General features: G+C 57.9%; 13 protein-coding genes and 2 pseudogenes. 9 read left to right on the top strand and 6 right to left on the bottom strand.

All coding sequences use genetic code 11. The annotated features are described in order from the left end of the window. Positions 1–6: 6 nt before the first annotated feature. Together J7392_RS22220 and J7392_RS22225 are read left to right on the top strand one after the other, a co-directional pair. Complete coding sequence (locus J7392_RS22220) at positions 7–3,048, top strand: efflux RND transporter permease subunit (protein WP_209219482.1); 3,042 nt, start codon at positions 7–9, stop codon at positions 3,046–3,048. A gap of 252 nt (positions 3,049–3,300) precedes the next feature. Further along, positions 3,301–4,335 (top strand): IS110 family transposase, encoded by a 1,035-nt coding sequence (locus J7392_RS22225; protein WP_209219508.1) that lies wholly within the window; start codon positions 3,301–3,303, stop codon positions 4,333–4,335. A 536-nt stretch (positions 4,336–4,871) separates the two neighbouring features. Here J7392_RS22225 and J7392_RS22230 read toward each other — a convergent pair. Beyond that, a complete protein-coding gene (locus tag J7392_RS22230) occupies positions 4,872–5,309 on the bottom strand; it encodes a helix-turn-helix domain-containing protein (protein WP_209219483.1) in 438 nt (145 codons plus the stop codon). 64 nt (positions 5,310–5,373) lie between these two features. Here J7392_RS22230 and J7392_RS22235 point away from each other — a divergent pair, with 64 nt between their 5' ends. From J7392_RS22235 to J7392_RS22260, 6 genes are read left to right on the top strand one after another with little or no spacing between them, the layout of a single operon-like run. Beyond that, positions 5,374–5,775, top strand: coding sequence for a mercuric transporter MerT family protein (locus J7392_RS22235; RefSeq protein ID WP_247744724.1), 402 nt, complete (start codon positions 5,374–5,376; stop codon positions 5,773–5,775). A 14-nt stretch (positions 5,776–5,789) separates the two neighbouring features. Further along, on the top strand, positions 5,790–6,086 hold the full coding sequence (locus tag J7392_RS22240) for a heavy-metal-associated domain-containing protein (RefSeq protein WP_209219484.1): 297 nt from the start codon (positions 5,790–5,792) through the stop codon (positions 6,084–6,086). Continuing rightward, on the top strand, positions 6,083–6,319 hold the full coding sequence (gene merF / locus J7392_RS22245; protein WP_242406962.1) for a mercury resistance system transport protein MerF: 237 nt from the start codon (positions 6,083–6,085) through the stop codon (positions 6,317–6,319). Before J7392_RS22240 ends, merF begins: the two co-directional genes overlap by 4 nt. After that, positions 6,316–7,731, top strand: coding sequence for a mercury(II) reductase (gene merA, locus J7392_RS22250; protein ID WP_209219485.1), 1,416 nt, complete (start codon positions 6,316–6,318; stop codon positions 7,729–7,731). Before merF ends, merA begins: the two co-directional genes overlap by 4 nt. Before the next feature lie 4 nt (positions 7,732–7,735). Continuing rightward, on the top strand, positions 7,736–8,098 hold the full coding sequence (locus tag J7392_RS22255) for a hypothetical protein (RefSeq protein WP_209219486.1): 363 nt from the start codon (positions 7,736–7,738) through the stop codon (positions 8,096–8,098). 45 nt (positions 8,099–8,143) lie between these two features. Beyond that, positions 8,144–9,490, top strand: a complete 1,347-nt coding sequence (locus J7392_RS22260) for an NAD(P)/FAD-dependent oxidoreductase (RefSeq protein WP_209219487.1) — start codon at positions 8,144–8,146, stop codon at positions 9,488–9,490. A gap of 429 nt (positions 9,491–9,919) precedes the next feature. Here J7392_RS22260 and J7392_RS22265 read toward each other — a convergent pair whose 3' ends face one another. From J7392_RS22265 to istA, 3 genes and pseudogenes are all read right to left on the bottom strand, one after another. Then, positions 9,920–10,363, bottom strand: a complete 444-nt coding sequence (locus tag J7392_RS22265; protein WP_209219488.1) for a transposase — start codon at positions 10,361–10,363, stop codon at positions 9,920–9,922. A gap of 123 nt (positions 10,364–10,486) precedes the next feature. Beyond that, entirely contained in the window at positions 10,487–11,215 is a 729-nt protein-coding gene (gene istB / locus J7392_RS22270; RefSeq protein WP_209219489.1) for an IS21-like element ISPkr1 family helper ATPase IstB, read from the bottom strand. Further along, positions 11,145–12,712 (bottom strand): annotated as a pseudogene (gene istA / locus J7392_RS22275) (IS21 family transposase). Before istA ends, istB begins: the two are co-directional and overlap by 71 nt. A 112-nt stretch (positions 12,713–12,824) precedes the next feature. On the opposite strand from istA, the pseudogene J7392_RS22280 reads away from it, so the two are divergent. Then, positions 12,825–13,073, top strand: a pseudogene (locus J7392_RS22280) (tyrosine-type recombinase/integrase); the annotation flags it as partial. A gap of 6 nt (positions 13,074–13,079) precedes the next feature. Here J7392_RS22280 and J7392_RS22285 read toward each other — a convergent pair. Then, on the bottom strand, positions 13,080–13,415 hold the full coding sequence (locus J7392_RS22285) for a type II toxin-antitoxin system RelE/ParE family toxin (protein WP_209219490.1): 336 nt from the start codon (positions 13,413–13,415) through the stop codon (positions 13,080–13,082). Further along, complete coding sequence (locus J7392_RS22290; RefSeq protein WP_209219491.1) at positions 13,412–13,669, bottom strand: type II toxin-antitoxin system ParD family antitoxin; 258 nt, start codon at positions 13,667–13,669, stop codon at positions 13,412–13,414. The genes J7392_RS22285 and J7392_RS22290 overlap by 4 nt, the downstream gene beginning before the upstream one ends. Between the last annotated feature and the right edge of the window lie 550 nt (positions 13,670–14,219).

The following is a 14,219-nucleotide window of genomic DNA, read 5'->3' on the forward strand; positions in this document are numbered from 1 at the left end:
AGACTCATGGCAATTAGCATTTCTCGCGCGAGCATCAGGCGCCCTGTAGCGGTCTGGCTCGCGATCATCTTTTGCCTTGTGGGCGGCTATTGGGGTTTGAACACGGTGGGTCGTCTCGAAGACCCCAATTTCACCCTGAAAACGGCGCTTGTCTTTGTCCCCTATCCCGGCGCGACTGCTGTTGAAGTAGAAGAGGAAGTCGCTGACGTCGTCGAAAATGCTTTGCAGCAGATGAAGCAGCTCGACCGGGTCGAATCCAAATCCATGCCGGGCATGGCGCAGATCACTGTCGAGATCGAGATGACCTACGGCCCGGATGAGATTCCGCAGGTGTGGGATGAAATGCGCCGACGCATCAACGATGTCCAAGGAGAGCTGCCCGCCGGGGCACGCCCGCCCATCATCAACGACGATTTCGGTGATGTCTATGGGATGTTCTATGCCGTTACGGCCGAGAACCTAAGCCCGTCAGAACAGCGTGACCTTGCCAAGAGCCTGCGGCTTGGGCTGGTCACCGTCGATGGGGTGGCCAAGGTTGAGGTTCAGGGCCTCGCTGAAGAAGTAATCGACATTTCGGTCCCCTCTTCGCGATTGACGGAGTTGGGTCTGCCGCCACAACAGATCTTGGGCATTCTTGCGGATGAAAATCAGGTTTTCACCAACGGTGAGATTACCGAAGGGCCGGCGCGGATCAGCCTGTCAGTGCCGCCGGGCTATGTCAGCCCTGAAGGGATTGAAGAGCTTCGGATTGGGTTGGCCGGACAGGTCGGACAGATCGCGATCTCCGACATTGCACGTGTCACGCGTGAAAAAGCTGAACAGCCCAGTCAGATCATCCGCCAAAACGGCGTTTCCGCTTTCACTTTGGGCGTGTCGGCCCTTACAGATCGCAACGTTGTTGAGGTCGGCGACGCTGTCTCAGCCCGACTGGAGAGCTTGAAAGCCGGTCTGCCAAACGGCGTGGAGGTTATTCCGGTTTACGAACAGCATCGCGTTGTCGATCAGGCGGTTTCAAGCTTTCTTGTCAGTCTGGCGCAATCCGTTGGCATCGTTGTCGCCGCCTTGATGCTCACCATGGGCTGGCGCGCCGGTCTGGTGGTGGGGGCAACCCTTGGGCTTACGGTGTTCTCGACACTGTTTTTCATGTCGGCTTTCGGCATCGCGATGGAGCGCATCAGCCTTGGTGCCTTGATCATTGCGATGGGCATGCTTGTCGATAATGCCATCGTCATTACCGAAGGCATGGTCATTGGCATGGCCCGGGGCAAGACCGCAGAAGATGCTGCCGCTGAGACAGAAACCGCGACATCGATCCCGCTTCTTGGCGCCACGGTCATTGGGATCATGGCATTCTCGGGCATCGGATTGTCGCCCGACGCGACCGGCGAGTTCCTGTTTTCGCTCTTCGCGGTCATTGCGATCTCGCTGCTGCTGAGCTGGGCGCTTGCTGTCACGGTCACACCCTATTTGGGTCGCCTGCTGCTCAGAGCGCCGAAAAATGGTTCCGACGATCCTTACAAAGGCGCGTTTTACGGCGCTTATCGCGGGTTCCTTTGGTTCGCGCTGCGGACGCAGGTGCTGGTCGTCGTGGTTATTCTGGGGATAACGGTTTGGTCTGTCATGGCCTTCGGCCAAGTAAAGCAAGCCTTCTTCCCCGCGTCGAACACGCCGATCTTCTATGTTCAGGTGCAGATGCCGCAGGGCACGGATATCAATGTCACCGACGCTGAGATGCGCCGCCTTGAAAAAATGCTTTTGGCGGAGGACAGCGTGACCGGTCTGACCACATTGGTCGGGAGCGGCGCGAGCCGCTTCATGCTGACCTATAATCCAGAGCAGGCCGATTCCAGCTATGGGCAGCTTATCGTCCGGGTTGACGACGCTGAAGTGATCCCGTCTATTGCGAACCGGCTTAACAGCGTCCTTCCTGCCGCGTTCCCCCATGCATTGATCCGGGTTGAGCAGATCGTATTCGGACCGCCCTCGGGCGCCGATGTGGCGGTTCGGTATTCGGGACCCGATCCTGTCGTCTTGCGGCGGCTCGCCGACGAAGCGATGAAGGTCTATGCGGAAGCTGGCACCATCACCAATCCCCGCACGAACTGGCGGCAGCGAGAAATCCTCGTTGAACCCGTAGTTGATGAATCCCGTATGCGGCTGGCTGGCACGACGCGTGGCGCGATTGCAGATACGATCCAATACGGCACTTCGGGCCTGCGGGTTGGCGATCTGCGCGAAGATGACGAAGTCATACCAATCCGTCTCCGCCTTCCTAAAGACGCACGCGACGGCGTTACTCAACTGCGCGACCTCTCCGTCTGGTCTGACGGAGCCGGGTCCTATGTTCCGATCACGAACTTGGTTGAACGGTTTGAGACACGTCTCGTTGAGGCGCTGATCCACAGGCGAAACCGAGAGCGGACCATCTCCGTGCTTGGCGGGTCGCGCGATGACCTGACTGCGGATGAAGCGTTCCGCAGTGTTCGGGCGGACATCGAGGCACTGCCGCTTCCTGAGGGATATGCGATGGAATGGGGTGGCGAATTTGAAAGCGCCAAAGACGCGCAGGCGAGCTTGGGCAAACAGCTTCCCCTTGGTTTCCTCGTGATGCTGACGATTTCGATCCTGATGTTCAACAAGATCCGCCAGCCGCTTATTCTTTGGCTTGTTGTCCCTATGTCTGTCACCGGCATGGTTCTGGGCCTGCTGTTCACCGGGTTGCCCTTTACCTTCACGGCTTTGCTGGGTTTCCTATCGCTTTCGGGCATGTTGATGAAAAACGCGATCGTTTTGGTCGAGGAAATTGACCAACAACGTGCGGAGGGTGTCTCCGACTACAAAGCCGTTGTCGACGGATCGGTCAGCCGATTGCGCCCCGTGGTTCTCGCAGCCGGCACGACAATCTTCGGTATGATCCCGCTGTTGCCAGACGCCTTCTTTGCATCAATGGCGGTGACTATCATGGGGGGGCTCGCATTTGCCTCGGTTCTGACGCTTGTCGCCGTCCCTGTGCTTTATGCTATTCTATTTCGCATACAATCAGAATAGCGACACGATAGAGATTGGGCTGCGGTAATTGCGGAAGATCAGCGTAGCTTCGTGCTATAAGTTTAGATCACGATGTTCGGTTTACCCAATCGCGCGAGGAAAGAGTGAGCCGTGTGCCGCTTATGTGAGGATAAGTACGTCCTTTCAGGCGGTAGCGCTGACGGCCCAGAGCATGCGTAATCGGGCTGCCTCTGTTCTGAGGTCGAGCTCCCGATAGGATCACAGGATAGCTGTGAATAAGGGAGATAGATGATGGACTATTTTGCCGGACTGGATGTGTCGCTGCGGTCATGTGCGCTTTGCATTGTGGATAGCAAAGGCGCGATCGTTCTCGAACGCGAGTTGGCATGTGATGTCGATGAGATCACGAACTGCTTGAAAGGCTTCATCCATCCGGTTGTTCGGATCGGTTTTGAAGCGGGCACAATGAGCCAACATCTTTTCTATGGAATGACCAATGACGGTTTCGACGTTGTCTGCATGGAAGCCCGACAGGTCAGCGCCGCACTGTCAGCGATGCGCAACAAGACAGATAAGAATGATGCCCGAGGGATTGCGCAGATATTGCGGACAGGTTGGTTCAGCCCGGTTCATATGAAGAGCCGTGAAGCCCACAACATACGCGCTTTGTTAAGCTGCCGCAAAGCCTTGCTCAACAAGACCATTGATCTGGCAAACGAGGTTCGCGGGTTGTTGAAGATCTTCGGACTGCGCCTACCAAAAACTGTCCAGCATGGCAGCTTCGATGACCTCGTGCGTCCCTTGATCGCTGCCGATGAGGTATTGTCTCAGGCAATGCTGCCGCTGCTGGATGCGCGCGTCGCGATATACAAAAACTACCTTGCCCTGGATCGGCGGGTCAAACGCGCGGCCCGCAATGATGACGTCTGCCTGCGGATGATGACTGTTCCAGGCGTCGGCCCGATTGCGGCACTTACTTTCAAAGCCGCCATCGATGATCCAGCTCGCTTCAAAAGCTCCCGAACCGTTGGCGCGCACTTTGGCCTTACACCTCGACGATATCAATCAGGCGAGCACGACAACCCAGGTCGCATTTCCCGAGCGGGAGACCGCGATGTTCGTGCAATTCTCTATGCAGCAGCCAATTCATTGCTGATGCGAACGATGGCTGGATCACAAATCAAGTCATGGGGAATGCGTTTAATGCGAACGAAAGGGAGACGCCGTGCAGTCGTTGCGGTCGCGCGAAAGCTTGCGGTTCTGCTGCATCGCATGTGGACCGATGGCACTGAGTTCCGTCCAGAGAGGGTGGAGGGCGTGGCATGATGTAACTACCCACCGCCCAACCTGAACGGGGTCGTCCCTCACCGGACGAGGTCTGTGGAAGAAGCCGAATATGGCTGCTGCGCAACGAGAAGCGCGTCCCAAAGCGAGGCTCTCCACTGCCAATCCGACACATGCGTGCAGCGATGACATCAGATCATCAGACAGACTGCGAAGAGAAGCGTGACCCGGATGAGTGACAACGACCCCAAACAACAAGGAAAACGAGCTTGACCCAAACGCCCAATTAGAGAAGCGGACATTGGTAAAGCCTCTGTCCAATGGCTGCTTCGAGCCCCTATTGACCATGCCGAAGTTGAAGCTATTCGCAGTTGCAGCATCGCCTGTTCAGCAAGCACGGCCCATTCCTGCCTTCCGAGTCTTAGAGATTTGCTGCGCAACAGCATGCAGAAAGCCGACGCTCCTCCGCGGGTGGCAAACGTTCTGATCCTTCGGAATTCGCTCTGGGCAATCTTCCAAAGTTTGCGGCACTTTCAAACGCTGAAAACAACCTTCCTTCAGGTCTCGTCAAGTGCGGATCAATCTGCCTTGGCCACAACTCCATCTGACAGCACATTGAGGAGTGGGCATTCCGGTGCGTCCGATCCGCTGCATTTCGCAATCGTTTCTGCCAAGATTGCCTCGATGTTTTGCAGATCCCTTATCTTAGCCCGCACGACATTGAGGTGATCCCGCCCACGTTTCTCGACTTCACCACAGGTATGGCTGCCGCGATCGACCATGCTGAGCAGTCCTCGGATTTCTTCCATGGTAAAACCCAGTTCTCGCGCTCGCATGATAAAGCTCAGCCTTTCCACATGCGCAGTTCCGTAACGGCGGTGCCCGGCGGGACTGCGCGGTGGGTCCGGCATCAAGCCGACACCCTCATAATAGCGGATGGTCTCAAGGTTGCAGCCGGTCAACTTCGCAAGATCGGAGCGCTTTAGGGCGCTCGCAACTCCGTGATCGCTCGACATGAAGTTTCTCCTTGATCCTGTAGTTGCTACAGACCCTATCTTGCCTGTCATGACGAAGGCAACCATGAGCACCGCGATGACAGGTCACACCCCTACGACCCCGACCGAACATGAAGATCGCTCCGGCTGGCTGGCCACCGGCGCCGGTGTGTTCGGAGCATTGGCCATGACATCTTGCTGCATTCTGCCGTTGGTATTGGTCAGCTTTGGCGTCACCGGGGTCTTCATCGGTCAACTTACCGCGCTCTATGCCTACAAATGGGTGACCTTCAGCCTCGCAACGCTCGCGCTCGCCTATGGGTTTTGGAAAGCCTATCGTCCGGTGCCGAAGGATGCTTGCACAGACGGCACCTGCGCGCGTCCGGTCGACCGCGGGCTGATGCGTGGCGTGCTCTGGGGCGCTTTGATTATCGTGCTTCTTGCGCTTGTCTTTCCAATATTCTCGCCCTTCCTTTTGACATTCTGACCATGAGGTCTCCTATGAAGCTGCTCATCTCTACCGCTGCGCTTATCCTCTCTGCCAGCGCAACATTGGCCGCAGAAGCGACTACGCGCATTGCTGTTGAGGGGCTCACTTGCCCCTCTTGCAGCTATATCGTCGCCACTGCCATGAAGCGCTTGGACAGCGTCGAAGTGCATGAGTTTATCGCAGGCGAGGCAGAAAATGGCCTCTATGTTCTACGCTACGATGATGCGCTGACAGACCCGCAGGCCATTGTCGCCGCTGTGACGGCCGTCGGCTATCGCGCTGCCTTGGATGCAGAGAGCGGATCGTGAGCGGCGTGGAGGGTTCCGACACCCAGAGTGGCCTGCTCAAGTTTGGGCTCATTGGCACGGTCATCGTCGCCCTTTGCTGTTTCACGCCCGTGCTGGTGATCCTGTTCGGCGCTGTTGGGCTGTCGGCTCTGCTGGGCTGGCTTGATTACGTGCTGTTGCCGGCGCTCGCCATCTTCATCGGCATCACAATTTACGCGCTTTGGAAGCGCCGCGATTCAGAGAGATCATCATGAAAGACACTAAATCCCCCCAGAGGAAATCTTATGACCTTGCCGTGATCGGCGCCGGTTCCGCAGGCTTTTCTGCCGCCATCACTGCGGCTGAAACCGGCGCGCGGGTGGCGCTCATCGGCGCGGGCACCATTGGTGGCACCTGTGTCAACGTGGGCTGCGTGCCGTCCAAGGCGTTGATCCGCGCGGTTGAGAGCCTGCATCATGCGGGTGCTGCGGCTCGGTTTGATGGGATAGAGGCTGAAGCCCACATGACCGACTGGGCGGCGACTGTCGCGCAAAAACAGGCGTTGGTCGAAGAATTGCGTGCGGCGAAATATGCAGATGTTCTGCCCCGGCATGAGAATGTCGCCTACGTCGAAGGCCGCGCGACATTCAATGATGATGGCAAGTTGACGGTTGATGGCAGTCTCTTCCCGGCAGCAAAGGTCATCATTGCCACGGGCTCTCGCCCCCATGTGCCTGCAATCCCGGGGATCGAGGACGTCGACACCCTCGACAGCACAACAGCACTGGAACTGAGCGCTCTTCCGGCCTCCATGATCGTCCTTGGAGCAGGCTACATCGGCGTGGAACTGGCGCAGCTTTTTGCGCGAGCCGGTGTTGCCGTGACGCTGGTCAGCCGCCGAGGTGTCTTGCCCGAGGCAGAACCGGAAGTGTCAGAGGCGCTGGCAGGTTACTTGGGCGATGAGGGCATCCGTGTGGTGCGCGCTAATGGCTATGATCGCATTTCGAACGGTGACAACCAAATCACGCTGCATCTCTCGGATGGCCAAGCACTGACATCGGAACGGCTCGTGCGCGCAACCGGCCGTGTGCCAAACACAGACGGGCTGAACCTCGCGGCTGCTGGAGTTGCAGTGGATGCGCGGGGCGGCATTCAGACCGATCCTCAAATGCGCACCGGCAATCAAAATATCTGGGCGGCGGGCGATGTCACGGGCCGTGACCAGTTTGTCTATATGGCCGCCTATGGCGCCAAGATCGCGGCGCGCAATGCGGTGGCGGGTGAGACCCGCAGCTATGACAATGCCACCATGCCTTGGGTCGTGTTTTCCGATCCGCAGGTGGCAGGCGTCGGTCTCAGCGAAGCGCAGGCCCGCGCTGCTGGCCATGAAGTGCTGACCTCCGTTCTGCCGCTGGATGCCGTGCCACGGGCCTTAGCGGCCCGCGACACACGCGGGTTGATCAAGCTGGTGGCCGAAGCGGGAAGCAAACGGCTGCTCGGCGCACAGATCCTCGCACCGGAGGGTGCCGACAGCATCCAGACCGCAGCGATGGCACTGAAGGCAGGACTGACCTACGAAGAGCTTGGCGACACGATCATGCCCTATCTGACCACCGTCGAGGGTTTGAAGCTGGCGGCACAGACTTTCGAGAAGGACGTGGCCGCCCTGTCTTGTTGCGCGGGGTAAAGGCATGGCAGATCCCTCCACCCATGATTGGCTGAGCACCCGGCGTGGCAGCCTGCTCGCGTGGGGCCTTCCCATAGCCGCGATGCTTCTGGCGATCCCACTTGCCGATGGCCCCAAAACAGCAATCTGGGTCGTCGCACTTGCTTGGATGGGCGTCGCCTGCCTGCGCAATGCCCGGCGCTGTGGCCGGGTGCATTGCCGCTACACCGGGCCGTTCCTACTGGTGATGGCGCTGCCGGTGTTGGCCTACGGCGTCGGCGTGCTGCCACTGGGCAGCGACGGTTGGCGTTGGCTTGGGCTCACGATCGGCGTCGGCGCGACCGGGATTTGGTGGCTCAGTGAACGGATACTTGGCCGATATCGTTGAACTTGAAACACACGCCTTCCAGCCTCTCGACTACAAGGACACTTCATGACCAAATCACTTGATCTGATCGTCATCGGCGCCGGCATGGCCGGGATCAACGCCGCGAAAAAAGCAGCCGGGGCTGGATGGTCCGCCGCCATTGTGGACGAACTGCCCTACGGTGGCACCTGTGCGCTGCGGGGCTGCGACCCGAAGAAAATGCTGAGGGCCGGGGCTGAGGCGATCGACGCAGCTCGTTTGCTCAAGGGCAAGGGCGTTGCAGGTGACCCGCGGATCGACTGGCCAGCGCTCATGAAACACAAAGAAAGCTTCACCGATCCGGTGCCGGAGAACATGGAAAACGGGTTGAAGAAAGCTGGCGTGAAAACGCTGCATGGGTCGGCGCGCTTTACCGCAGAGGATCGGATTGAGATCGAAGGCCATGGTGCGTTTACCTTCAAGCATGCATTGATCGCAACAGGCGCCAAACCGCGACCTCTGGACTTTCCCGGCGCCGAACGGCTCATCGACAGCACCGAGTTTTTGAACCTGCCGAACCTGCCCGAACGCATCGTATTCGTGGGCGGTGGATACATCTCTTTCGAGTTTGCCCACATTGCTGCCCGAGCAGGTGCCAAGGTCACCATTCTTGATCATGGCAAGCAGCAGCTGAAGATGTTCGACCCCGCTCTTGTCGGTATGCTGCTGGAGCGGAGCCGTGCTGTCGGGATTGAGATCATCGCCAATGCAGCGCCCGACCGAATTGACTCTGCGGGTGACGTAGAGCGCGTCACCTATAGCGTCGATGGCAAATCATATGTCAAAGAGGCGGACCTTGTGGTCCATGCCGCGGGGCGCGTGCCTGCCGTCGATTGCTTAGATCTAAGCGCTGCGGGCATTGAGACTGAGCAAGGCGGCGTCAAAGTCGAAGCATGGCTCCAGTCCACATTTAACCCACGCGTATATGCCGCTGGTGATGCCGCGGCCTCCCCGGGGAAACCATTGACCCCGGTGGCTGTTTTCGAAGGCAAGATTGCCGTGTCAAACATGCTGAAGAACAAACAAACCGCACCTGACTATACCGGCGTCCCCAGCGTGGCGTTCACCATTCCGGAACTCGCCCGAGTTGGTATGTTGGAGGAAGAAGCACGTGAGACTGGTGATGTGGAGGTATCATTCACAGATACATCCGACTGGTTCTCTCAGAAACGATTGGGAGAGACCCATGCAGGTGCCAAGATCATCTCTGACAAGAATGGTAAAATCTTGGGCGCGCATATGTTTGGTCCGGACTACGCGGAACTCATCAATATCTTTTCTCTGGCGATTAAGTTGGGGCTTACGGTTGACCAGGTAAAGACGATGCCGGCCGCCTATCCCACGGGGGCATCGGATATCGGTTCCATGTTTTAGGAACGCAAGGGTTCAGAGAATTGCCAAACTGTGCGTATTTGAGCGCGCAGGGCTAACTTCCGGTCAGCAAACGGAGGCCATGATTGGAGAACTCAAATGCGTCTGGCGAGCGTCTGCTATTGGTGCCGCCGTCGGCTGTCTTGCAACCGCAGCGAAGGTCTGGTTTTCGGCGCTTTCTCCAAGAGGTCTTCTCAACTGAAACGGAAACTGTGCGTCCGCAGCGAACGGCAGCAAAGTCCGCGAAGCTGCCTTTGGCGCCAAGCGCAGCGAATGTCTGCAATCCGCCCTTTTTGTAGAGAACATCTTCGCTGCAACTGCGAATTTCGGGAATGTAGGGATTCGTTTTCTGACAGGCAGGTTTCGCACCGTGACGCCGTTGAAATTTGGGTAGTTCGCAAATGCAATCGCCCAGTTTAAAGCATTTCTAATTTAACCTGAGGCATAGCCGGCAGCCTGAAAGTAGTTTGAACACTCCTGCGGGGAGTACATTGCGCAGATATCGCCAAGGGCTTCGAACACCGAGGTGAATGATCGCGCACTGATGCGTCTGAGGTGAGACTTCAATTTAGAGAAAGCCAACTCAATCGGGTTCAGATCTGGCGAATATGGCGGCAGATAGAGGAACCAGCATCCATGAGCCTTGAGCGCCGCAGCGGCTTCTTTGTTGCGATGGGTCGCGAGGTTGTCGAGAACGACTGCCGTGCCTGGCGCGATCTCAGGGATCAGGACCTTTTGCACATAGGCCGCGAAGGCTGGACCATCCATCGCGCCTTTGATCACCCAAGGTGCGATCAGAGCCTCATGTGTCAGCCCCGCAATCAGGGTTTGGGTTCCCCAACTGCCGAAGGGCGCATCCATCGTCAGGCGTGTCAATCGGCAGGCAATCTTGACCCCCTATCGGCATCCAAAAATGACCCCCATCGGAGCGCTCGGTAGCTGGCCCGATGCGGTGTAGCCTTCATACAGCGCAGCCGTATCGGGCCAGCGGGGTTTAGGTCATTCGCGGGTCTTGAAGCGCCAGCTCTCGTTGCCGGTTTCGACGATGTCGCAGTGGTGGGTAAGGCGATCGAGCAGTGCTGTCGTCATCTTGGCGTCTCCGAAGACTGATGGCCACTCACCGAAGTCGAGGTTGGTCGTCACGATGATGGACGTGCGCTCGTAGAGGCGACTGACGAGGTGGAAGAGCAGCTGGCCGCCTGTCTGTGCGAAGGGTAGATAGCCGAGTTCGTCGAGGATCAGAAAGTCGAGGCGGCATAAGAGATCCGCAGTGCGCCCCTGGCGATCTGCGCGGGCTTCGGCGTCGAGTTTGTTCACAAGGTCGACGACGTTGAAGAAGCGGCCGCGCTTACCACGGCGGATGCAGGCCCTGGCGATGCTCACGGCAAGATGGGATTTGCCGGTCCCGGTGCCGCCGATCAGCACGACGTTGCGTTGATGTTCAAGGAACTCTCCGGAGGCCAAATCGCGCACCAGCGTCTCGTTGACCGGCGTGTTCTCGAAGCTGAACTCATCGACCTCCTTGGCCAGTGGTAGTTTGGCAATCCTCATCTGGTATCTGATCGAACGCGCCTGCTTCTCGCTGATCTCGGCGTTCAAGAGGTCGCCGACGATCTGTTGTGGTTCGTGCTGACGCTTCACTGCTGTCGTGATGATCTCATCGTAGGCGGCTTTCATGCCGTAGAGCTTCAGATGGCTCATCGCATCCAGCACTTGTGATCTTTCCATGGTCGGGTCTCCTGAGGCTGTCGTAACGTTGGCAATCGGCCACGGGCTGGCAAGTCAGCCGCAACGCGTCCGGCGTATCAATGGTCATCGGCGGCGGCGGCTCACGACGTCGGGCCAAGATGTTGATGATGACTGAGGCGGCGGGAGCCCCTTCATTCAGGGCTTCGGCACAAGCGGCATCCACGGCATCCAGCCCGTCAGTCGGGATCATGCTCAGGATCTGAACCATCTGGCGGCCGCCGTTCGGCACCTTCCCAAGCTTGCGCTGCACACGCCTGATTGCTGGCGGCAGCTCCCAGTCCTTAAAGGCGCGCCATTCCTGAGCGCGCCAGGTTTGCGAGCCAGAACAGGGATGTAATGCAGCGGGTTGTAAATCGCCTTGTCGCGGCCGAAGGCTCGGTCGTGCTGCCCCACAATCTTCCCTTCCTGCCAGAACTCGACCCGCTCAGCATAAGCACGGATCTCAACTGGGCGACCGACGGCTCGGCCATCCACCGAGTAGCGGTTCTTGTCGAACCGAACGAGGCAGGTTTTGGACACCGAGGCAGGCAGCGCGTGGAAGCCATTGAAGGGGCCGACATACGGCACCAAGCTGGCGCGTTCTTGCTCGAACACCTCCCAAGTTGTCCGATCCCGGAGTTCGGGGTGCGGGTTGGACTTGGCCCAGGCAACGCACCGGTCTTCAAGCCAAGCGTTGAGTTCGGCATAGCTTTTGAACTTCGGTCGCGGGACGAAGAACCGTCGCCGGACAACGCCGACCTGGTTTTCGACCTGCCCCTTCTCCCAGCCCGAGGCGGGGGTGCAAGCGACGGGATCGACCAAGTAATGCCCGCACATCTGCTGGAACCGGCGATTGTAGGCGCGGTCGCGACCGACAAAGATTGTATCTACCGCCGTCTTCATGTTGTCATAAATCCCCCGAGCGCAGGCTCCGCCAAAGAAGGCAAAGGCCTTGTCGTGGGCGTCGAAAACCATCTCCTGTGTCTCGCGCGGGTAGGCTCGCACGAACAGCATTCGGCTATGGCAAAGGCGGACGTGCGCCACCTTCACTGTTGTCGTCGCGCCATCGATCACAACGACTTCATGGCTCCAGTCAAACTGATAGGCCTCACCAGGATCGAAGGTCAGCGGCACATAGGCAGCGGCCGACGCCTCCTGTTCCTCCTTGGACCATGAGGCCGCGTAGCGCCGGACGGCATCGTAGCCGCCGTCATATCCGAGGGCTCTGAGTTCTTCGAAGATCCTGATCCGGGTCAGCCTCTCACGCTTGGGCTTGCGCGCGTTCACCGCCAGCATCTCGTCGAGCTTGTCTTTCCAGGGCCCAATCTTCGGCTGCGGCTGGACCGTCCGCTCGTAGGTGAGCTCCGTCACACCGGATCGGATTACCTTGCGCACCGTGTTCCGCGATACCCGTAACTCCCGGCAAATCTGCTTAATCGGCTTCTTGTCCTGAAAATACGCCCACCGGATCTTCGCAATCCTCTCCACAACCAACATCCCACACTGTGCTCCCCGATAGCCTCGGGGGCATTATCCACATCAGTGTAAGGGGGTCATTTTTGGACGCCGATCACCCCTCTACGGGGTCAAAATTGCATGCTTGTTCACAGACAGACATATCGCACGCCTGATCAAGCGCACAGTCCTGGACGCTAAAATTCGGTCCGACTTGCCTGAGAAGGACCGGCTCGCACTGTTTTCTGGTCATTCGCTGCGTGCCGGCCTCGCCAGTTCGGCAGAGGTTGATGAACGCTATGTCCAGAAGCAGCTCGGGCACGCTTCGGCAGAAATGACCCGCCGTTATCAACGCCGGCGCGACCGGTTCCGAGTGAACCTGACGAAAGCAGCCGGGTTGTGACGTGGATCAGGTGTCTTCGGATTGCAAAGCCGAAAGTGAGGCAACAAGGCGAGGCAGATCGCTGCGGGAATGGAGTATATCCACGATGATGACCTCGTCCGATCGATCCAGAAAGACCAAGAAATGCTCCCCTGCCCTTATGAACCGCAGGTCTTCAGCATCATCAACGAGAACTGCGCAACTCCGGCTATGGGCTTGGCCATTCAGAATACTTTCACAGCGGTTGAGCAATTCGGCTTCGTAAAGCTCTGCTTGGCGCAACCCGAAAGTTTCGATCGTCCATCTGGCGATTTCAGTGAGGCTTGCTTCCGCACGTCGGGTCAGCCGGAAGGATCGGCTCATAAACGCGCGCGCGCAGTCGCAAAGGCCCTACGGATCGCATCTTTGCCACGGCCTTCAGCAAGATCACCTGCCTTGGCCTGCGCCAGACCTTCGAGAAGACTTTTGCGGATGCCCGTGATCTGCGCCTCTTCCTGCTCGAGCAGCCTCAGGCCAGCGCGCATGGCTTCACTCACATTCTGGTAGCGCCCGCACGCCACCAGTGCTTGAACCAGATGGTCTTGGGTTTCGGTCAGGACAACGTTGCGTGTCACCATGGGTCAGGTCTCCTTTTTTGGCAATATATGCCAACGCTAAGTCTCGGTCAATGGAGGCCGATCTTGGGCTAAGAACAGCCATCATGTAACCTCTTCTCCCGCCGTTATCTCGTTTCTGCGGCCCCTGCCCCGCGCGGAAGACGGTAGGAAGAAGTTATCTCGCGCCTGGGAAAAATAATACCGGATACTACCATCCGAAAGTTTTTTGTAACTCTACTTTGTATTTCAGCTTTCCTGCCCGGTCTATGCGGACGCCATTATTACAAGTTAGCATATCGAAGATCTAGGATGGGTTAAGGGAAGGTATTTGACCGCGGTCGTACAAGTAGTGAGCCAATTTGGCTTGATCCCAGTTCAAGAAGTCATGACCGTAAAAGGCGCGGATCAGCTGTTCTAGGCGCTCAGGGCTAAGACCTGCGCGATGGGACGCTTTGTTATTCCATGCCTCCTACAAAGTGTTCTACGCCTTCCTTTACTGCACAGGACGAGTAACCTAGGTCGATAACGCTGTTGTCTATCTGGATGATCGCGAAGTCTTCGTGCGAGAGCC

Origin of the sequence: Sulfitobacter sp. R18_1 (assembly GCF_017743915.1) — a bacterium.
GTDB lineage: Bacteria > Pseudomonadota > Alphaproteobacteria > Rhodobacterales > Rhodobacteraceae > Sulfitobacter > Sulfitobacter faviae.

Excerpts from the sequence above, each read along its gene's own strand:
- J7392_RS22255 (WP_209219486.1), top strand. The coding sequence starts at position 7,736 with ATGGCAGATCCCTCCACCCATGATTGGCTGAGCACCCGGCGTGGCAGC.
- J7392_RS22285 (WP_209219490.1), bottom strand. The coding sequence starts at position 13,415 with ATGAGCCGATCCTTCCGGCTGACCCGACGTGCGGAAGCAAGCCTCACT.
- J7392_RS22230 (WP_209219483.1), bottom strand. The coding sequence starts at position 5,309 with ATGTCGAGCGATCACGGAGTTGCGAGCGCCCTAAAGCGCTCCGATCTT.
- J7392_RS22225 (WP_209219508.1), top strand. The coding sequence starts at position 3,301 with ATGGACTATTTTGCCGGACTGGATGTGTCGCTGCGGTCATGTGCGCTT.
- merA (WP_209219485.1), top strand. The coding sequence starts at position 6,316 with ATGAAAGACACTAAATCCCCCCAGAGGAAATCTTATGACCTTGCCGTG.
- istB (WP_209219489.1), bottom strand. The coding sequence starts at position 11,215 with ATGGAAAGATCACAAGTGCTGGATGCGATGAGCCATCTGAAGCTCTAC.
- J7392_RS22290 (WP_209219491.1), bottom strand. The coding sequence starts at position 13,669 with ATGGTGACACGCAACGTTGTCCTGACCGAAACCCAAGACCATCTGGTT.
- J7392_RS22235 (WP_247744724.1), top strand. The coding sequence starts at position 5,374 with ATGAGCACCGCGATGACAGGTCACACCCCTACGACCCCGACCGAACAT.
- J7392_RS22240 (WP_209219484.1), top strand. The coding sequence starts at position 5,790 with ATGAAGCTGCTCATCTCTACCGCTGCGCTTATCCTCTCTGCCAGCGCA.
- J7392_RS22220 (WP_209219482.1), top strand. The coding sequence starts at position 7 with ATGGCAATTAGCATTTCTCGCGCGAGCATCAGGCGCCCTGTAGCGGTC.
- J7392_RS22260 (WP_209219487.1), top strand. The coding sequence starts at position 8,144 with ATGACCAAATCACTTGATCTGATCGTCATCGGCGCCGGCATGGCCGGG.